21 protein-coding genes are annotated in these 16,914 nt (G+C 70.5%); 13 read left to right on the top strand and 8 right to left on the bottom strand.

Going from position 1 to position 16,914, the window contains the following annotated elements:
* The first annotated feature begins 88 nt into the window (after positions 1 to 88).
* The gene (locus ACTWOL_RS17010) at positions 89 to 1,330 is read left to right on the top strand and encodes an FAD-dependent monooxygenase (RefSeq protein ID WP_474301179.1); all 1,242 of its coding nucleotides are present in this window, start codon (positions 89 to 91) and stop codon (positions 1,328 to 1,330) included.
* Here the strand turns inward: ACTWOL_RS17010 and ACTWOL_RS17005 are convergent.
* Together ACTWOL_RS17005 and ACTWOL_RS17000 are read right to left on the bottom strand one after the other, a co-directional pair.
* Positions 1,317 to 1,583: a DUF397 domain-containing protein gene (locus ACTWOL_RS17005; protein ID WP_474297578.1), complete on the bottom strand. Its 267-nt coding sequence runs from the start codon at positions 1,581 to 1,583 to the stop codon at positions 1,317 to 1,319. The genes ACTWOL_RS17010 and ACTWOL_RS17005 overlap by 14 nt on opposite strands.
* The gene (locus ACTWOL_RS17000; RefSeq protein ID WP_474297577.1) at positions 1,564 to 2,406 is read right to left on the bottom strand and encodes a helix-turn-helix domain-containing protein; all 843 of its coding nucleotides are present in this window, start codon (positions 2,404 to 2,406) and stop codon (positions 1,564 to 1,566) included. Before ACTWOL_RS17000 ends, ACTWOL_RS17005 begins: the two co-directional genes overlap by 20 nt.
* 111 nt (positions 2,407 to 2,517) lie before the next feature.
* Between ACTWOL_RS17000 and ACTWOL_RS16995 the strand changes: the two genes are divergently transcribed.
* From ACTWOL_RS16995 to ACTWOL_RS16980, 4 genes are all read left to right on the top strand, one after another.
* On the top strand, positions 2,518 to 2,739 hold the full coding sequence (locus ACTWOL_RS16995; RefSeq protein ID WP_474297576.1) for a hypothetical protein: 222 nt from the start codon (positions 2,518 to 2,520) through the stop codon (positions 2,737 to 2,739).
* Entirely contained in the window at positions 2,736 to 2,966 is a 231-nt protein-coding gene (locus ACTWOL_RS16990) for a hypothetical protein (protein ID WP_474297575.1), read from the top strand. Before ACTWOL_RS16995 ends, ACTWOL_RS16990 begins: the two co-directional genes overlap by 4 nt.
* A gap of 224 nt (positions 2,967 to 3,190) precedes the next feature.
* Positions 3,191 to 4,003 (top strand): putative protein N(5)-glutamine methyltransferase, encoded by an 813-nt coding sequence (locus ACTWOL_RS16985; protein ID WP_474297574.1) that lies wholly within the window; start codon positions 3,191 to 3,193, stop codon positions 4,001 to 4,003.
* Between the two features lie 224 nt (positions 4,004 to 4,227).
* On the top strand, positions 4,228 to 4,836 hold the full coding sequence (locus ACTWOL_RS16980) for a DUF6461 domain-containing protein (RefSeq protein WP_474297573.1): 609 nt from the start codon (positions 4,228 to 4,230) through the stop codon (positions 4,834 to 4,836).
* 339 nt (positions 4,837 to 5,175) lie between these two features.
* Here ACTWOL_RS16980 and ACTWOL_RS16975 read toward each other — a convergent pair whose 3' ends face one another.
* Positions 5,176 to 5,796, bottom strand: a complete 621-nt coding sequence (locus ACTWOL_RS16975) for a hypothetical protein (protein WP_474297572.1) — start codon at positions 5,794 to 5,796, stop codon at positions 5,176 to 5,178.
* Positions 5,797 to 6,129: 333 nt separating this feature from the next.
* On the opposite strand from ACTWOL_RS16975, the gene ACTWOL_RS16970 reads away from it, so the two are divergent.
* The 3 genes from ACTWOL_RS16970 to ACTWOL_RS16960 all read left to right on the top strand — a co-directional run bounded on the left by ACTWOL_RS16970 (position 6,130) and on the right by ACTWOL_RS16960 (position 7,169).
* Complete coding sequence (locus ACTWOL_RS16970; RefSeq protein ID WP_474297571.1) at positions 6,130 to 6,297, top strand: FG-GAP repeat domain-containing protein; 168 nt, start codon at positions 6,130 to 6,132, stop codon at positions 6,295 to 6,297.
* A 145-nt stretch (positions 6,298 to 6,442) separates the two neighbouring features.
* Complete coding sequence (locus ACTWOL_RS16965) at positions 6,443 to 6,652, top strand: hypothetical protein (RefSeq protein ID WP_474297570.1); 210 nt, start codon at positions 6,443 to 6,445, stop codon at positions 6,650 to 6,652.
* A gap of 157 nt (positions 6,653 to 6,809) precedes the next feature.
* Positions 6,810 to 7,169: a beta/gamma crystallin domain-containing protein gene (locus ACTWOL_RS16960; protein WP_474297569.1), complete on the top strand. Its 360-nt coding sequence runs from the start codon at positions 6,810 to 6,812 to the stop codon at positions 7,167 to 7,169.
* 135 nt (positions 7,170 to 7,304) lie between these two features.
* Here ACTWOL_RS16960 and murQ read toward each other — a convergent pair whose 3' ends face one another.
* Both murQ and ACTWOL_RS16950 read right to left on the bottom strand, forming a co-directional pair.
* Positions 7,305 to 8,243, bottom strand: a complete 939-nt coding sequence (murQ, locus tag ACTWOL_RS16955) for an N-acetylmuramic acid 6-phosphate etherase (protein WP_474297568.1) — start codon at positions 8,241 to 8,243, stop codon at positions 7,305 to 7,307.
* A gap of 98 nt (positions 8,244 to 8,341) precedes the next feature.
* Complete coding sequence (locus ACTWOL_RS16950; protein ID WP_474297567.1) at positions 8,342 to 9,292, bottom strand: MurR/RpiR family transcriptional regulator; 951 nt, start codon at positions 9,290 to 9,292, stop codon at positions 8,342 to 8,344.
* A 67-nt stretch (positions 9,293 to 9,359) separates the two neighbouring features.
* Between ACTWOL_RS16950 and ACTWOL_RS16945 the strand changes: the two genes are divergently transcribed.
* Together ACTWOL_RS16945 and ACTWOL_RS16940 are read left to right on the top strand one after the other, a co-directional pair.
* Positions 9,360 to 9,716, top strand: coding sequence for a hypothetical protein (locus ACTWOL_RS16945; RefSeq protein ID WP_474297566.1), 357 nt, complete (start codon positions 9,360 to 9,362; stop codon positions 9,714 to 9,716).
* Positions 9,713 to 9,976: a DUF4031 domain-containing protein gene (locus ACTWOL_RS16940; RefSeq protein WP_474297565.1), complete on the top strand. Its 264-nt coding sequence runs from the start codon at positions 9,713 to 9,715 to the stop codon at positions 9,974 to 9,976. The genes ACTWOL_RS16945 and ACTWOL_RS16940 overlap by 4 nt, the downstream gene beginning before the upstream one ends.
* 59 nt (positions 9,977 to 10,035) lie before the next feature.
* Here ACTWOL_RS16940 and ACTWOL_RS16935 read toward each other — a convergent pair whose 3' ends face one another.
* The gene (locus ACTWOL_RS16935; protein WP_474297564.1) at positions 10,036 to 10,698 is read right to left on the bottom strand and encodes an HD domain-containing protein; all 663 of its coding nucleotides are present in this window, start codon (positions 10,696 to 10,698) and stop codon (positions 10,036 to 10,038) included.
* A gap of 131 nt (positions 10,699 to 10,829) precedes the next feature.
* On the opposite strand from ACTWOL_RS16935, the gene ACTWOL_RS16930 reads away from it, so the two are divergent.
* Both ACTWOL_RS16930 and ACTWOL_RS16925 read left to right on the top strand, forming a co-directional pair.
* Positions 10,830 to 11,324, top strand: a complete 495-nt coding sequence (locus tag ACTWOL_RS16930; protein ID WP_474297563.1) for a DUF6479 family protein — start codon at positions 10,830 to 10,832, stop codon at positions 11,322 to 11,324.
* Positions 11,325 to 11,631: 307 nt separating this feature from the next.
* Positions 11,632 to 12,330, top strand: a complete 699-nt coding sequence (locus tag ACTWOL_RS16925; protein WP_474297562.1) for a copper homeostasis protein CutC — start codon at positions 11,632 to 11,634, stop codon at positions 12,328 to 12,330.
* Between the two features lie 103 nt (positions 12,331 to 12,433).
* Here the strand turns inward: ACTWOL_RS16925 and ACTWOL_RS16920 are convergent, their stop codons facing one another.
* Entirely contained in the window at positions 12,434 to 14,572 is a 2,139-nt protein-coding gene (locus ACTWOL_RS16920) for a HelD family protein (RefSeq protein ID WP_474297561.1), read from the bottom strand.
* Between the two features lie 331 nt (positions 14,573 to 14,903).
* On the opposite strand from ACTWOL_RS16920, the gene ACTWOL_RS16915 reads away from it, so the two are divergent.
* The gene (locus ACTWOL_RS16915; RefSeq protein WP_474297560.1) at positions 14,904 to 15,095 is read left to right on the top strand and encodes a hypothetical protein; all 192 of its coding nucleotides are present in this window, start codon (positions 14,904 to 14,906) and stop codon (positions 15,093 to 15,095) included.
* A gap of 259 nt (positions 15,096 to 15,354) precedes the next feature.
* Here the strand turns inward: ACTWOL_RS16915 and ACTWOL_RS16910 are convergent, their stop codons facing one another.
* Positions 15,355 to 16,839, bottom strand: a complete 1,485-nt coding sequence (locus ACTWOL_RS16910; protein ID WP_474297559.1) for a hypothetical protein — start codon at positions 16,837 to 16,839, stop codon at positions 15,355 to 15,357.
* Positions 16,840 to 16,914 lie beyond the last annotated feature (75 nt).

The following is a 16,914-nucleotide window of genomic DNA, read 5'->3' as shown; positions in this document are numbered from 1 at the left end:
CTGCGTCTAGGGTACACAGTAATTACCGTGTCCATCGGACGCAGTTTTCGTCAGACGCAGTTCTGATACGAGGGGGAACGCCGTGACCATGACCGTGAGCCCGAACAAGACCGTCCTCATCTCCGGCGCGAGCATCGCCGGACCCGCCCTGGCCCTCTGGCTGGGCCGCCTCGGCTTCGCACCCACCGTCGTCGAGCTCACCCCGGCCCTGCGTGCGGGCGGCCAGGCCGTCGACTTCCGCGGCGAGACACATATGACGGTGCTGGAGCGGATGGGCGTGCTGCCCGATCTGCACCGGGTGCGGACCGGCGGCAGCCCGATGACCTTCGTCGACGAGCGCGGTCGCACGCGGCTCCATCTGCCCGCCGGGTTCGCCGGGGGAGACATCGAGGTGCTCCGCGGCGACCTGTCCCGGGTGCTCTACGAGCACAGGTCCCCGCACACGGAGTACCTCTTCGGGGACTCGATCACCTCGCTGACCGAGACCCCGTCGGGTGTGCGGGTCACCTTCCGGCACGCCGCGCCGCGCGAGTTCGGCCTCGTCATCGGCGCGGACGGGATCCACTCGAACGTCCGACGTCTGGCGTTCGGACCGGAGGAGCAGTACGTCAGCCACCTCGGCTACTACGCGGCCACCTGGCGGCTCCCCAACTACCTGGGGCTGGAAAGCGGCAAGGGTTCGATCGGCCTCAACACCCCGGGCAGGCTGGCGGCCGCCGGCGCCGACTACAGGGACCCGGAGCAGGCGGGAGCCTTCTTCGTCTTCGCCTCACCGCGGTTGGACTACGACCGCCATGACCTGGAGCAGCAGAAGGCCCTGATCGTGCGGGCCTTCTCGGACCTGGGCTGGGAGGTGCCGCGGCTGCTCGAATCGCTCGACGACGCACCCGAGCTGTACGTCGACTCCATCTGCCGCGCGGACGTGCCCACCTGGTCCAGCGGACGGATCGCCCTCCTCGGCGACGCGGCCTGCGGCGCCACCATCGGCGGGATGGGTACGGGCACGGCGATCGTCGCCGCATACGTCCTGGCGGGCGAGCTGGCGCGGGCGGACGGCGACCACCGGACGGCCTTCACCCGCTACGAGTCGCTGCTGCGCGACTACGCCCAGGGCTGCCAGAAGGGCGGCGACCGCACCGGACCCTTCCTCGCGCCGAGGACCAACACCGGGCTGCGGTTGCGCAACGGTCTGCTGTCCAGGCCCTTCTTCCTGAACTGGATGCTCAGGGAGGGTCAGAAGGTCAGCAGCGTCGCCGACCTGCCCGACTACACGTCACCTGCCCCCGGCTGCCGACAGCCGGGGGCAGGTGACGTGGCTAGCCGTGCTTGACGCCGGCCACGAACGCGGACCAGGCGGCGGCCCGGAACACGAGCTTCGGGCCGTCCGGGTGCTTGGAGTCCCGGACGGGGACGATGCCGGGATGGTCGTCGGCGACCTCGAGGCAGTCGCCTCCGCTGCCGCCGCTGTAGGTGGACTTGCGCCAAGTGGCGACCTCGAGGCAGTCGCCGCCGTCGCCTCCGCTGTAGCTGGACTTGTGCCAGACGGCCGTGCTCAGGTCGTACTCAGGGCTGGTGCTCTTCATGCGCGTAATCCTCCGCCACTGACTCGATCAAGGCCAGGGATTCCTGCGGTGACAGTGCGCTCGCCGCAACCAGATCGTAGGTCAGCTCATGACGGGCGACCGTGGCCGGGTCGTCCTCCAGTTGACCTGTACCGGGTCCTTGGAGGTAGGCGAGCGGGGGTGCGTCGGTGAAGGCCATCAGCTTGAGCGAACCGTTCAGGGACGCATGCGCACCTGCTGCGAAGGGCAGCACCTGCACAATCACCCGGTGGCGCCGCGCCATCGCCCCGATATGACCCAGCGCCTCCGCCATCACCACCTCGTCGCCGACCTTGCGCCGCAGCACCGCCTCGTCCAGAACGGCCCACAACATCGGCGTTGTTGGATGGTCGAGGATCCGTGCCCGGTCCAGCCGCGCGTCGACCAGCACGTCGATCGCCGCCTCCGGAGCCGTCGGCTGATACGCGCGGAACACCGCCCGTGCGTAGTCCTCCGTCTGCAGCAGCCCCGGGATCAGCAGCGGGGCGTACTCCTTGATCGTCGTGGCGAGCGCCTCCGCCTCCGCCGCCTCGGCGAAGTGGTCCGGATACTTCGACTTGTTGGCGGCTTTGCAGTTCCGCTCGAAGAAGCCGTTCGTGCCCAGTATCTCGTCGATCCGGCACGCGATGTCGGGCTGCATCCGGCGCGTGCCCGCTTCCAGCTGTCCGATGAACGAGGCGCTCACGAACAGCGGTTCGCCCAGCTCGCGCTGGCTGAGGCCGGCCTTCTCGCGGGCGTGCCTCAGCTCCGCGCCGAGCAGCGCCCGCGGAGAGGCGGACGGGTCGAGGTCCTTCGGTCCTGGCATGTCAACTCCGTGTCACGCACGTGGGGTTGTTGGGCCGCCGATACTGGCCAGGCTAGCCCTCGAGTGACCACGCTGTGTACAGAACGCGAATACTCAGAGTGGAGGTGTCTGATGGCGCTTGTCCGAGCGGCGGAGAGGATCCGGGCCGCGGAGGAGGTCATCGCCCAGCTGCGGGCGGAGCTCGAATCGACGGGGGTGACCCTGCCGTCCCTGCGGGTGGACCTGGTGTCGCTCACCAGCGACGCGGGCAGCTACCCGCTCGTCGACCTGGGGCGCTGCAACCTGGACACGGCGCTGCGGCTCGCGGCCGTGCTGCACGAGGCACGCCGATGAGTGCCCTTCCCCCGGCTTCCCGGCCCCGCCGCGGCGACTACGCGATCGACGTGCGCGACGGGCGCATAGGACGGGTCATGGGTCATGACGGCCCGTACGTCCAGCTGCGCCCGCCGGGCGGCGGCCGGGAATGGGACTGCCCGCCCGAGGCACTGAGGCCCGCGCCGCCGGGCGAGGTCCTGCGGGCGCGGGTCAGGGAGCGGAACAGGGAGGGGCGGCTGCCGTGAGCAGAACCTTCTGTGCGACCCGCACGTCAGCCGGTTGAGTGGGTCGTGGAGCCGGGCACGGTTCCGTGACCGACGTGAGCGGCGGGTGGCGTAAAGTGACCTCTCCAGAAGTACCGGAGTCAAGGAGGTGAGACCCATTACCGCTGTTGCAGGCTGGGTGCTTGCCTCCGTGCCGTCGTCGTAGGCGGCTGAGGGAGCCCCGCTCGGCATTCCGAAAGGCTCCCATGTCGCTCACGTCGCCCGATCCGTCCGTCATCGTCGCCCGGCTCCGCGCCGCCGGTTGTGTCTTCGCCGAGGACGAGGCGGAACTGCTCGTCTCCACTGCCCGTACCCCCGCCGAACTGTCCGTCATGGTCGACCGGCGCGCCGACGGCCACCCTCTGGAACATGTACTCGGCTGGGCCCGGTTCCGGGGGCTGCGGATCGCCGTGGATCCCGGGGTCTTCGTACCCCGCCGCCGTACCGAATTCCTGGTGCAGCAGGCCCTCGACAGGTGCGGCACCCGTCCGGACGCGGCCGTCGTCGTCGATCTGTGCTGCGGTACGGGCGCGGTGGGTGCCGCGCTGGCCGCAGGGCTGGGGGGTGACACGGTGCTGTACGCCGCGGATGTCGATCCGGCCGCGGTGCGGTGCGCCCGGCGCAATGTGGAGGCGTACGGGGGGCTGGTGTACGAGGGTGATCTCTTCGCACCGCTGCCCCGGGAACTGCGCGGCCGCGTCGACGTCCTGGCCGCGAACGTCCCGTACGTACCGACCCGGGAGGTTGGTCTGCTGCCCGCGGAGGCCCGCATACACGAGCCGCTCGTCGCGCTGGACGGCGGCGCGGACGGGCTGGATGTGCTGCGCCGGGTGACGGCCGAGGCCGGGGCGTGGCTGGCGCCCGGTGGTTGCCTGCTGTTCGAGACGAGCGAGCGGCAGGCGGCGGCGGCCGTCGAAGCCGTGGCCCGCAGCGGGCTGGTGCCGTGCGTCGCCACGTCGGACGAGCTGTACGCCACCGTCGTCGTCGGAACACGGCTCGGAGGCCTGCCTTCCCCATGAGGTGCCCCGTTGAAGCGGTACGAAGTGGCCCTGGGTGAGGGGCGCTTCGTGCTCGGCGTGAACCGGTGGCCGGCGCTTTCGGTGACGACCGTGCTGCGCCGACCCCCGCGCTTCGGCGCAGCACTTCCCGGAGGAGGCTACGGCCGCGCAAAGCGTCGCGCAGGGAGGGAAAGTGACGTACCGTCAATCAGTTGATTGTCAGTGGCGGCTGCGATGCTGACCCCATGACCGACACCACCAACGCAGCCGACTACGAGTGGCTCAACGAGTACGACGACCTGATGGACGCGTACTGCATCACGCTTGTCAACGGGCTGACCCCCGAGGAACTGCTCCGGTCACTCGGAGCCGAGCCCCACATGCGAATCACCGGCGTGGCGGACCTGTGCGAGCCGTCGTTCGGCGTCGACGACGACGACCAGTCGTTCGTGGCGGCAGCTTCCCTCGGCGGCTGGTCTCTGATGGTCGAGTACAACGGCTATCTGGGCATCACGGACGAAGCCATGCTCCCCATCTCGCGCGGACGCACAGTGGTTTCGCACTTCTGCAACGTCAACGGGGTGGGCCACTTCGACTGGTACGAGGACGGCGTCGTACGCCTGCACTTCGACCCGCTTTCCGCCTGCCACCGCGACGGCAGCCACCCGGACGAACTGCTGACCGAGATGCAGGAGTGCGGGTTCGACCTCAGTGAGGACGACGACTGGGAGTCCGAGGAGAACCTCGATGCCTCCTTCGAGCTCGCCCACCGCATCACGGGCATACGTCTGACGCCGGAGATCTTCGAGTCAGCAGAGTTCGTGTGCGGCCTCGCGCCGGTGCCCGGCGGGTAGCTCTGGTCCGGCGGATCGGCGGCGGACCAGCGGGGCATAGGCGGCGGATCGCGACGAGGTGGCTGTTCAGCCGGGCACGGTACGACGGATCTGCCGCCTTACGAAGTGCCGTGGTCGTCGAGGAGACGAAGCAGCACAGTGGCCTCGGCGCGGAGCTGTGCGACTCGGTCGGCGTGGGTCGGCGCAGCCAGCTGCGCTGCGGCGCCGTGATGATCTCGGTGTGGGGCGTGGGGATCTCTCAGGCGGCCAATGGGCAGTGTTGGAGACGTCGTTGCCGATTGCGCGGGTGGGCAGACGGTCCTCGGCGTAAACGGCAAGGACGTTCAGGCTGACGCCTGATCAACTCCGTTGGGTTCCTTGCACCTTGGCGACCTGCTGGGTGATCAAGGAGCGGCTGATCTCCGGAGTGGTCCTCTTCTCCCGGGATTGAGCCGGGTAGAAGGTCTCGAGGTTGAAGCGGATCGTCGTCGCGCCACTGCGGACCAGGACGAACGCCTCCCTGTGGTCTACAGGGCCATCCTCTGCTTGCCAGGTGGAGAGAGCGGTGAAACTGATGGATTCGTCGCCCCAGTTGTCCGAAGGACCCGGCTCGAGCCTAGTCGTGATCTTGCCGCCATACCTGCCTGAATAGGTGAACCGGTCGCACGTCTTCAGTGAGTTCTTCGCCATGCCGAGGAAGTCCCTTGTGCCGAACTGGGAATCACTTGCCAGCACGACATAGCCCGAGAACATCGCCGTTTTCCTTGGAGAGTAGTTCACCTGGGCATAGGCCGAGGACGCGTGCGGGTAGCCGGCGAGCATCACATCGCCGATCCCGATGCATTCCATCGGCTCCACTGCTGTCTGCTCGAAACTGGTGAGGTCCTTCAGGGTGGTGTCGTCCCATATGCCCACGTAGCCGAGCGCGGCCAATTCCTCCTTGGTCAGCCGACTCGCCTCCAGCTCCGCCTGACTCGGCATGCGCGGGTCCTCGGCGGCGGAGGCACTTGGTCCGGTCGAAGGCCGGTCGGCCGGGTCTCTTACGGTTTGCGCGGAACATCCGCTGACGGCCGCCATGACGACCACCAGGAGCCCGGCAGCTGCCAGCCGCCATGTGCGTGTGTACAAGGCCCCCCCCAGGGCATTGAATGTGTGGTGCCGGGGCACGGTATGCCGCTGATCAGCCGCTTCACCAGGTGCGTCCGCGTATCGTGACCAGGCCGTGTCGCTGCCCTCGTGAATCCCGCGTCTGGGCTTCTCATGCGGAGTGCACTGCCACCGCGTTTTGGCATATCGAAGTCCACCCCGGCAAGAGTGCGAAAGAGGCTGACGGGCTGGAGTGGTATCAAGCTCATCGCTGCCGGTGACTTCAACGGCGACGGCAAGGCCGACGTCGTTACCGTGCGCAACGGCACCACCTTCTACACCTACACGGGCAACGGCAAGGGCAACTTCTCCGCCCCCGTCATCACCAAGCCGTAACCCCCACACAGAAGGACCTGGACGCGGCCGCCCCTCACCACCGGGCGGCCGCCTCCGCACACCCCAGAACCTGCCAGCCCTCGAGCCTGTCCCGCTAAGGACTGTAAATGGTTCGGTGTAACTCCCGATCAAGGAAGATGCACCGATGGCCAGTGAGCACGTGACCGAGGCCGAGACCAGCCAGGTAGCCGAGCCGCAGCCGTCGAAGGCGGTCGATGACCGGCTGACCGACGAGCTAGCCCCCCAGGCCCAGGTCGAGGGACTGCAGCTGACCGGCGAGGGCGGACGGCAACCTGGTCATCCACGATGCCCAGGGCGCTTCCCAGTGGTCCAGCAACAGCGCGCCGCGCCGTGACGTCAACGGCGACGGCCTCGGTGCCCCGCGGGTAGCTCCGGTCCGACAGGCTTGTGGCCTGTGGCTGGAACCTACTGCTCTCGGCGGGCCTCTACTACACCGGCGGGGGAACGACATACACCGGTATATCGAAGGAAGTTGAGGCACTCCAGTGCAGTTGAGCTTCAAGAGGATCGCGACAACCGCAGTCCTGACGGTCGCGCTCGGCGCGGCCATCCCCGCCGCCCCCGCGCTCGCCATCAGCAAGGTGAACTGTGGAGACCGTACGGACTTTCTCCGTATAACGCAGGATTACAAGACGGACCACTGCTGGGCGAACAAGGGGGACTGGCGCTTCACCAAGATCATCAACGGTCACGACAGTGGCCGGGGTGGGATGTGGGTCAGCAAGTTCAGCACCGGCAACAACGACATCTGGTGGAAGGCTGACGGTAAGTGGCACTGGCTGGGGCGCAACATGACTCTGGACTTCCCCAACGCCGGCACCGTGCTGGTGCAAGCGATCCAGATCACCTGACCTGGCCTTGTCGGGTCCGGTGTCGAAGCAGAGAACGGATCTCGACCTGAGGTGATGCACAGGATGGTGTCCCCTGGAGGACACCATCCTTGTAGGGGCCGTCCCCAAGACGGTCCGCCGATTCTCCGACCCAGGTCACCCGTCCCGCAAGGCCGCCCGGAGGTGTCCGCTCGCCTTCTCCAGACGGGCGGTCGCCGTGGCGGCGTCCATGTCGGCGAGGAGCATGAGGATCGCCGTCTTCACCTCGCCGTCCGCCGAGGTCAGCGCCGTCTCGATCGCCTCGTCGGTCGCGCCGGTCGCCAGGGACACGATGCGGCGCGAGCGGGCGCGCAGCTTCTCGTTGGAGGCGCGGACGTCGACCATGAGGTTCCCGTAGGTCTTGCCCAGACGGATCATGGTGATGGTCGAGATCATGTTGAGGACGAGCTTCTGGGCCGTGCCGGCCTTCAACCGGGTGGAGCCGGTGAGAAGTTCCGGCCCGACGACGACCTCGATGCCGTGCTCGGCCGCCGCGGCGAGCGCGCTCCCGGGGTTGCAGGACAGCCCGATCGTCAGTGCTCCGGTGGCGCGGGCGTGCTCGACGGCTCCGACGGCGTAGGGAGTGCGGCCGGAAGCCGAGATACCGACCACCGTGTCGTCGGCGGCGAGGCCGATGCCCTCCAGGTCCCGCGCCGCGAGCTCCGCCGAGTCCTCCGCGCCCTCGACGGAGTTCACCATCGCCGTGGCGCCGCCCGCGATCAGGCCGATGACCTCGTCGGGGCCGGTGTTGAAGGTGGGCGGGCACTCGCTCGCGTCCAGGACACCGAGCCGGCCCGCCGTGCCCGCGCCCGCGTAGACGAGCCGTCCGCCGCGGGCCATGCGCTCCGCCGCCGCGTCGATCGCTGCGGCGATGGCCGGCAGCTGCGCGGCGACCGCGCCGGGGACGGAGCGGTCCTCGCCGTTCATGATCCGGGCGATGTCGAGCGTGGGCAGCCGGTCGATGTCCGCGAGCTCGGGGCGGAACGCCTCGGTGGTGAGCGCCGCCAGCTGTGCCCGGAGCTCGGCGTGGTCCTGGGAGTCGTGCGTGGGGGTCATGGCGTGCGCGGCTCTTTCGGCGGTTCGAGGGTGAGCAGGGTGAGGAGGGTGAGAGGCCCTCGTCGGCGTCGGCGGTCGGCGGTCGGGGCGGTGAACGGTCAGCGTGTGCGCGGCGCGTGGCGGTGTGCGAGCGCCTCGTACGAGGCGGCCAGCGCCGGTGCCGCCTTCTCGTAGGTGCGCTGTGCGACGCCGACGAACAGGCAGTCGACGACGAGCAGTTGGCTGGTGCGCGACGACATCGCCGCTGGTCGCAGCTCACTCTCACGGGCCGTGGACGTGGTCAGGACGTGGTCCGCGTACTGCGAGACCGGACCGTCCGGACGGCCGGTGATCGCGACGGTCGTCGCGCCGTGGTCGAAGGCCACCCGCAGCGGCTCGATGATGTCGCCGGTCGACCCGGAGTGGCTGATCGCCACGGCCACGTCGCCGGAGCGCAGCTGCACCGCGTTGGTGACGGCCAGGTGGGGGTCGCTGTGGGCGTGCGCGACCAGGCCTATGCGCAGCAGCTTCTGTGCGAGGTCCTGGGCGACGAGGCCCGATGCGCCCACGCCGTAGATGTCGATGCGGCGTGCGGCGGAGAGCGCACCGACCGCCGCCCCGAGTTGTACGGTGTCGAGCCCCGCGGCGGTGTCCGCGAGGGTCTGCTGCTCGTCGTGGGCGAGCTTGGCGACGACGTCTGCCAGCGGGTCGTCCACGGTGATGTCGGCCGTGACGGCCGGAGCGCGGCCCGACTCCAGCTGGGCGGCGAGACCCGCGAGCGCGAGCCGCAGATCGCGGTAGCCGGGATAGCCGAGGAGGCGGGCGGTACGGACGACCGTGGCCTCGCTGGTGCCGGTCAGCTCCGCGAGGCCGGTGACCGTGAGCGCCGCACAACCGGCCGGGTCCCCGGCGACGGCCTCGGCGACCCGCTGCATGGAGCGGGTCATGGAGGGCACGAGCGTGCGCACCTTCGCCGCGAGGGCGGCGGGCGCGGGCGGGGCGTCGGCGACCGGACGCGTGGGGCGGCCGCCCTGGCTACCGATGAAAATTTCCTTCACCTCGTTGGTCACCACTGAAAGATATTTTCGCCCCCTTTGGGCCGTCAACCCCCTCCGCCCCCCGGGAGACAATGACGCCATGAACGACGTCGATCCGTTGGAACAGGCGCTGCACGCGGCCCGCGCCCTTGTGATGGCCGACCTCGCGGCCCGTGATGTCGCACAGGCCGACGTCGTCTCGCTGGTCGAGGAAGCGGTCGTCCAGCGCCGATGGTGGGTGGAGCAGTGGCCCGAGGGGGCCGAGTACGTCGCCGGGCTCATAGCCCAGGACGTCCAGGACGCGATCCTCGAGAGGCACGGGCGGTGGCCACTGTGTCCCGTGTGCTCCTCGGGTGACCCCCACGCCCTCGATGTGGAGCCGGAGCTCGGCCCCGATCCGCATTGGGTGTGCGGCAAGGCGGGCGTCGTGGTGGCGCCCGTCGGCCGGCTGCCGTGACGATCTACATCGACCCGCCGACCTGGCCTGGCCATGGCCGTATGTGGTCGCACTTGGTCAGCGACGAGTCCTTCGAGGAACTGCACGCCTTCGCCGCGTCGATCGGCTGCCCGCCGCGCGCCTTCGAACGCGACCACTACGACGTCCCCGCACACCGTTACGACGACGCGGTGCGGGCGGGCGCGGTGGAGATCGGCTCGAAGGAGCTCGTGCGCCGCATCACGGAGGCGGGGCTGCGGCGGCGCAAGCACCGCGGTTAGCGGGAGCACCGCGGACAGGCCCGCCCGCGCACGGCGGACCGGCGGTGTCCGTGAGGACGTCACGCCCGGCTCAGCCGCTCCAGCTCCGCCGACAGATTGCGCCGGGCCACGGCCTCCCACTCCCGTTCCCCGTACGGGGTGCGGAAGAGGCGGGGCAGGCCGAGAAGGTGCCGCAGCACGTCCGCGCGGCCGGCGCGGAAGGCGTCGTCCGGGACGAAGCCGTACTCCTCGCGGACGGCGGTGGCGTAGGCGGCGTAGGCGTCCGGCGGTGACGCGAGGATCGCGAGGTCGGCGTCGCACAGGACCGTGCCGTTGCCGTCGCCGTCCTGGGCGGCGTGGGTGACCGTGAGGCGGACGAGACGGGCGACCTCGTCCGTGTCCTTCTGCGTCAGCCCGGCCTCGGGCAGCGCCTTCTCGGCGAGACGGGCGCTGCGCTCCTCGTTCTCGGAACGCTCCGGGTCGTAGACGGCATCGTGGAACCAGGCCGCCAGGCGGACGACATCGGCGTTTTCCGCGTACGGGGCCAGCGTGTCGATGTGGCGGAGCACCGCGGCCAGATGGCCGACCGTGTGATAGCGCCGCTGTGGCTGTGACCAGCGGGCCAGCAGATTGTCGGCGTACCGGTACGGGTCCGGCTGGACCGTGCCGGAGGGGAGGGGCTCCTCGCGGACGGCGAGCAGTGCGGCGTGCCAGCGGTTGCGGAGGTCCTCGAGGTCGGCCATGCGGCCATTCTCCACGGGGAGGGGAGGCGTCCGGAGGGGATTGCGGGCGCCGCTCAGGGGCGTATCGGACGATAATGGTCGGGTCAGGCTTGTGTGCCGTTGCGCGAACGCGGAGGCCGGAGGCAGACCCCATGAACTCCTTGACGATCGTCCAGAGCGGCCCGGTCACCGATCAGGCGGCGGCGTCGCAGCTGGCCGGGATCGGTCCCTTCATCATCGGACTCGTCCTGATCGCGCTGCTCGCGGGCGCGATGTGGTACGAGGGGCGGCGACGGGCCCAGGAGAGGGCGCCCCGCCCGGAGGAGCAGCCGAAGGCGCCGGACCACCCGACGCATATCGAGGAGGTCCGCGAGGAGGACGAGGACGACTTCCCGACGGACGGCGCACGACTGCTGCCCTACAACCTGAAGACGCACAGCAGCCATGCGGTGCCGGGCGTGGCCGGGGAGGCTCCGGCGGCCGGCGGGGGGAAGCCCGGTGACGCGGCCGGGTCCACCGGGTCCGCAGAGTCGACCGGGTCCGCCGGGTCCACGGGGCCTTCCGGACCCGGCACGACCGGGTCACAGGGCGCGGGCGGTCCCTCCGGTCAGGCCGGGAACCCCGCCGCCGGGCAGATGGGACTTTGAAGCCACTCCCTGATGCTCTGAGTCAGAGATTCGTCGGCATAGGCGGAACAGCCCCTCAGGGCGGGCCGGTGGCGGCGGCGCGCAGGCGGCCGTCGCGGGTGACCCGCCCGGGTGCAGGGGGCTTCGGCCTGTGCGCGAGTGCCGAGTGCCGAGGGCGCGTTGCCGCGACCGCGTCGAGCCGCCGCGACGCCCGTGAACACCCGTCCTGCGGGAGCAGTGGCCGAAACGGTCGCTGACCACACCGGGACGAGGGTCTACGCTGGACCTAATATTGGACTAGACCTGTTGGGCTCGAAGGGATGGGGCCATGAGCAACCGTGCAGTCCTGGAGGTGATCGCCCTCGACGCACTGGACGCGGTGGCGGCCGAGGCCGCGGGCGCGGACCGCCTCGAGCTCGTCAGCGATATGGAGGCCGACGGCCTCTCGCCCGCACGGGAGACCTTCGCGTCCGTGCGCGAGGCGGTGGACATCCCGCTGCGGGTGATGCTGAGGCTCACCGACGGCTTCGCGGCCGGTGACGCACACGCCGTGGAGGCGCTGGTGCGCACCGCGCAGGGGCTGAGGGCCGAGGGCGCCGACGAGTTCGTCCTGGGCTTCCTGGACGCCCGCGGCAACCCCGATCTCGTGACCGTCGAACGGCTCGTCGCCGAGATCGAGGGCTGCCGGTGGACGTTCCACCGGGCGATCGACCGCGCGGCCGACCGTGACGCTCTGCGCAAGTACCTCGCGGACCTCCCGGGCCTCGACACCTATCTCACCGCCGGGTCCCCGGCGGGTGTGGACGACGGGCTGCCGGTCCTCCGCGCCGAGGCGGCCCGGCAGGGCGAACCGGGCTACGAGGCGCAGATCATGGTGGGCGGAGGTCTCCGCCTGGACCACCTGCCGGCGCTGCGCGCCGCGGGTCTCGACGCCTTCCACATCGGCGGCGCGGCCCGGCCCGGCGGATGGAAGACCCCCGTGGACCAGAAGGCCGTACGGGAGTGGCGGCGGACCCTCGACGGCTGACCGCCTGAGAGCCGACCACCCGCGGGCCGACCACCTGCCGGTTGCCGGTTGCCGCCCGTCGCCCTGCCGGGCCGGGCCGGCGGCAGTGCCGTGAGGCAGGGCCTCAGCCCGTGAGCTGCTCCGGCAACGGCGCCCCGTGCAGCACCGTCAGGCCGGAGACCGCACGGGTCAGGGCCACGTAGAGGCGGCGCAGCCCGGTGCGCTCGTCGGGCTCGCCGTCCACGATCGCCGCCGGCTCGTCCAGAACTACGTAGTCGTACTCGAGGCCCTTCGCCAGGGATGCCGGGACGAGTGTGAGCCGCGATCCGGCGGTCGTCTCCTCGCCGGGGGACAGATGGGCCATCCCCGCTCCGGCCAGGGCGGTCTCCAGGTCGGGGATGCGCGCGTCGGCGGCGATCAGGCCGATGGAGCCCTCATGGCGCAGGGCCTCCTGGCACGCGGCCACCACGTCGTCCGTACCGGAGGCGGCCAGGATCGCCAGGGACCCGGGGGACTCACGCACCGAGCGGACCTCCGCCAGCCCGGGGGACATGTGCGGGAGCAGCCGCGAGGCGTAGGCGATGACCTCGCGCGGCACACGGAAGCCTGCCGTCAGCTCCTCCACGGCCGCGTCGGGCTTGCCGAGATGGTCGAGTGCCTCGGCCCAGCTGCCCGTGGCCCACGGCGTCGTTCCCTGCGCCAGGTCGCCGAGTACGGTCGCCGATCCGGTCGTGCAGCGCCGCCCCACCGCCCGGTACTGCATGGGCGCCAGGTCCTGCGCCTCGTCGAGCACGACGTGGCCGAGTGAGTGCGTCCGCTCCACCAGGTCCTTCGCCTCGTCGATCAGGACGGCGTCCGCGGGAGACCACTTCGCGGTCCTGACCGAGCGCGGCGGCTTGGTCCACAGGATCGTCTTCTGCTCGTCGGCGGTGAGGAGGCCGTCGGCGTGCGCGGCGAGGAAGTCCGGGTCGGAGAGGAGCCGCAGCACCAGGTTCGCCGGGTCCACCGCCGGCCAGATCGCCTTCACGGCCGCCTTCACCGCCGGGTTGCGCGCCACCGCGTCCTGCACCCGGTCGTCGGGAGCCTCGCCGGCCTGCTCCATCCGTACGAGCACGGCGTGCGCGATGCGCTGGGGGAGGGCGTCGCGAGCCGCGCCGTAGCGGATGTCCCGGTCCTCCAACTCCCGGACGATCTCCTCGAGTTCATATGCGGGGATCCGCCAGCGGCGCGAGCCGCGGACCACCATCAGGGCCTCCGTGGGCGTCGTCACGTGGGAGCGGACCGCCCGCCGGAGGACCTCGGCCATCCGGGCGTCACCCTTGACGATCGCCGCGGACGCGTCGTCCTCGCCCCGTACCTCGACATGGGCGACGAGATCGTCGACCGTGGCCTGCTTGACCTCCAACTCGCCGAGCGCGGGCAGCACTTGCTCGATGTAGTGGAGGAAGGAGCGGTTCGGCCCGATGACGAGCGTCCCCGTGCGGGCGAGCCGCTCCCGGTGCGCGTACAGCAGATACGCCACCCGGTGCAGCCCGACGGCCGTCTTCCCGGTGCCGGGGCCGCCCTGCACGCACACCGTGCCGGACAGGCCCGAGCGTACGATCTCGTCCTGCTCGGGCTGGATCGTCGCCACGATGTCCCGCATCGGGCCGACGCGCGGACGCTCGATCTCCTGCTGGAGCAGCCGGCTCGTCCGCTCGGCCTCCCGGGGATCGGTGAGGTGCTCGTCCTCGTACGCGGTGAGGTCGCCGCCCGTGTAGCCGAAGCGCCGGCGCAGGGCCACGTCCTGCGGGTCCTTCTTCGAGGCCCGGTAGAACGGCTGGGACACCGGCGCACGCCAGTCGATCACCATCGGGTCGCCCTCGGCGTCGTGGACATGCCTGCGCCCGATGTACAGCCTCGTCTCGTCCGCCTCCAGCTGCGGGCGCTGCTCCGCCTGCGCGGTGGGCAGATAGTCGAGCCGGCCGAAGAACAGCGGGGTGTGGGCGAGGTCCGCGAGGGCGTTGACGCGCTCCTCGATCTGCGCCTCGAGGACTGCGGCGTTGACCCAGTTCGCCGTGACGTCGCGGATGTCGAGGGCCTGGACCTCCTCCCGCATGGCGGTGAGCGCGGCACGCGAGGCGGTCAGATGAGCGCGCTCATGAGCAAGGGGACCGAGCGGATCGACCGGATCGACCGGATCGAGGGGATCGTCGAAAGGATCGAGGGGATCGAGGGAGTCGGCGGAGTCGGGGGAGGAGTCGACGGGGTCGTGCGCAGGCACGGGCTGCCTCCGGAAGCAACGGCGAGGACGTCGGGGAAACGTGGGTGGTACGGATGTACGCCTGGGTGTACGGCAGTAGTACTGCGCGGCCGGTTTCCGTCCGGACGGCGGCTCTCCGCTGAGGGAGGCGGGCAAGACGGGCGATTCTAGTCAGCACCGGGCGGCGGGGCGAATGGTTTTCCACGCTGTGCGCATGCGTCCCTCATCCCCACGTAAGTGGTGTGCCCATCTCAAGGAGGATGAGCGCCTGCCTAAAGTCGTAGGGATTCCGGCCCAAGAGACGGGACCTTCGGTCGATGCCTTCCGGTGGCGGAAAAGCGACCATGGATATATGAGCACAGCGACCTTCAACCCAGCCGCCCGCCCCGGCCGGGGCGCCACCGCCACCGGCTCCGAGGCCCACCACACCCACCCCGTCGGCGATGCGCTGCGCGCGGTCAAGGTCTTCGTGACCGCGACCTTCGGCGTCGTCATCCTCGGGGAGTACGGGGAAGAGTCCGGCGTCGCCCTCCGCCGCCGCTGAGCACGCCGACCGTCCGGAACACCGGGGACACACACGGTCACCGGCCGCCGACGGCTCGGGCTGCCGAAGACTCCGCCCGCCGACCTCCGCCCGCGACTCCGTCAGCTCACCACGCCGACGTTCGCCCGCCGACGACTCCGGCAGCTGACGACGCCGACCTCCGCCCGCTGACGACTCCGGCAGCTGACGACGCCGACCTCCGCCCGCTGACGACTCCGCCCGCTGACGACTCCGCCCGCCCACGGCTCCCCGCTCCCGGCTACTGACGGCTCAGCGAACGACTGATACCCGCCGCGGTCGTCGTGGCCAGGACCCAGCCGGTGACGACCAGGACGTACGACAGCCACTGGTACCAGCCCCGCGGCGCGAACGCCGACTCCTGTCCGAAACCGATGATCGGCAGCAGCAGATCCAGGGTGTAGAACACCGGATTGAAGTCGGGTGCCTCGTCCGCCTTCAGCGGCGGCGGGTGCCGCAGCGCGAAAGCCACACTGCCGCTCATCAGCAGCGCCAGGAGCCACCCCGCGGCGCGCATCGGACGGAATCCGTACCCCACCGTCGCATCCTGGAGATGGCCCCAGAACCGGGCGTACCAGGGCAGAGTGCGACGGTGCCGGCGCTGCTTGGCGAGCTGGACCGAGCGCGCGGCCGCCTCGTCGCCCGCCGTGCGGTAGGCAGCGGTCAACTGCTCGTAGGCGAAGGGCACATAGCCGGTCTCCTCGCGTTCCAGCAGCGGTAGCCGCTCCTGCGCGGGGAGGTGCGGGGCGAGGCTGCGGTAGCTGAGCCCGTCCAGCCTGAGCCGGTCCGGAAACACCTCCGGCGGTATGTGCACCAGGTCGATGTGGGAGCGTCGCAGATTCAGCGCGCCCTCGACCGGGGCGGCAGCGCGCAGCCACAACTCGCCGATCGTGCAGCTGCTCGCGCGCAGTGCCTGCCCTTCGGGGTGGGACAGCCGGGCGTAGGCGAGATTGAGCTGGCCGGGGATCCGCGCGCCGCTCAGATTGACCCGGCCCTGCGCCCGCAGCCGCATGGCGCGCAGATCGGTCCCGACCGACAGGTTCTCGGCGTGGAGCGCGGTGCCACCGGGGGTGAGCAGCTGTGCGTCGTCGAGGTTGACCTGTCCGGCGACGGTGGCTCCGTTCAGCCTGACCTGGCCGTGGGCGACCAGCCCGACCGCCCAGGCGTCGGCGTCGATCACGGCGTGGTTGAGGTGCAGCACCGCCAGGTCCGGGGATTCGCCCGGCCCATCCGTGGCGGGCGGGGTCCCCAGCCGAGCCCCGTTGACGAAGAACGCGGACAGCTGCGCGCCCGCGAGGCGCACCGGCCCCGTCGTACGGCAGCAGGTCAGCCGCAGCACCACCCCGGCCCGGAGGTTGGACGCGTCGAGCCCGGGCAGCGCGGACTCGTCGAGCGCCAGGGCACGCACCTGCGCCCCGTACAGCGCGGGCGCCCGGTCGAAGTGGCACCCCCGCAGCCGTACGCCGCACTCGACCGTGCCGTACGTGAGGTTCAGCCGACCGGTGATCCGGGCACCCCACACCTTCAGACCCGGTATCTCCCCGTCCTGCGAAGGCCCGTTGAGCAGCAGTGACCTCAACACCGTGGCGCGCAGGGTCCGTTCGGGACCCCAGGTGGCGCCGTCCTCCGGGTCGTCGTCGGGGCTCTCACGGAAGTCGACGCCCGCGCCGCGCGGGAATGCTTCCCAGACGCGCCGCTCCGCCTCCGTCAGGTCGTCGATCTCCATCGGCGGGATGGTGTCCCGTGCTCTTCCCGGGTGTCAACTGCCCTTTCGGGCAGTGCAGATCAGCGGTTGGTCCCA

It is taken from the genome of Micromonospora sp. IBHARD003 (assembly GCF_056106285.1).
This window is presented reverse-complemented; position numbering and strand designations above follow the sequence as displayed.

Bases quoted from the DNA above. Each gene is read 5' to 3' on its own strand.
- ACTWOL_RS17010 (WP_474301179.1), top strand. From the start codon at position 89: ATGACCGTGAGCCCGAACAAGACCGTCCTCATCTCCGGCGCGAGCATC.
- ACTWOL_RS17005 (WP_474297578.1), bottom strand. From the start codon at position 1,583: ATGAAGAGCACCAGCCCTGAGTACGACCTGAGCACGGCCGTCTGGCAC.
- ACTWOL_RS17000 (WP_474297577.1), bottom strand. From the start codon at position 2,406: ATGCCAGGACCGAAGGACCTCGACCCGTCCGCCTCTCCGCGGGCGCTG.
- ACTWOL_RS16995 (WP_474297576.1), top strand. From the start codon at position 2,518: ATGGCGCTTGTCCGAGCGGCGGAGAGGATCCGGGCCGCGGAGGAGGTC.
- ACTWOL_RS16990 (WP_474297575.1), top strand. From the start codon at position 2,736: ATGAGTGCCCTTCCCCCGGCTTCCCGGCCCCGCCGCGGCGACTACGCG.
- ACTWOL_RS16985 (WP_474297574.1), top strand. From the start codon at position 3,191: ATGTCGCTCACGTCGCCCGATCCGTCCGTCATCGTCGCCCGGCTCCGC.
- ACTWOL_RS16980 (WP_474297573.1), top strand. From the start codon at position 4,228: ATGACCGACACCACCAACGCAGCCGACTACGAGTGGCTCAACGAGTAC.
- ACTWOL_RS16975 (WP_474297572.1), bottom strand. From the start codon at position 5,796: ATGCCGAGTCAGGCGGAGCTGGAGGCGAGTCGGCTGACCAAGGAGGAA.
- ACTWOL_RS16965 (WP_474297570.1), top strand. From the start codon at position 6,443: ATGGCCAGTGAGCACGTGACCGAGGCCGAGACCAGCCAGGTAGCCGAG.
- murQ (WP_474297568.1), bottom strand. From the start codon at position 8,243: ATGACCCCCACGCACGACTCCCAGGACCACGCCGAGCTCCGGGCACAG.
- ACTWOL_RS16945 (WP_474297566.1), top strand. From the start codon at position 9,360: ATGAACGACGTCGATCCGTTGGAACAGGCGCTGCACGCGGCCCGCGCC.
- ACTWOL_RS16935 (WP_474297564.1), bottom strand. From the start codon at position 10,698: ATGGCCGACCTCGAGGACCTCCGCAACCGCTGGCACGCCGCACTGCTC.
- ACTWOL_RS16930 (WP_474297563.1), top strand. From the start codon at position 10,830: ATGAACTCCTTGACGATCGTCCAGAGCGGCCCGGTCACCGATCAGGCG.
- ACTWOL_RS16925 (WP_474297562.1), top strand. From the start codon at position 11,632: ATGAGCAACCGTGCAGTCCTGGAGGTGATCGCCCTCGACGCACTGGAC.
- ACTWOL_RS16915 (WP_474297560.1), top strand. From the start codon at position 14,904: ATGAGCACAGCGACCTTCAACCCAGCCGCCCGCCCCGGCCGGGGCGCC.
- ACTWOL_RS16910 (WP_474297559.1), bottom strand. From the start codon at position 16,839: ATGGAGATCGACGACCTGACGGAGGCGGAGCGGCGCGTCTGGGAAGCA.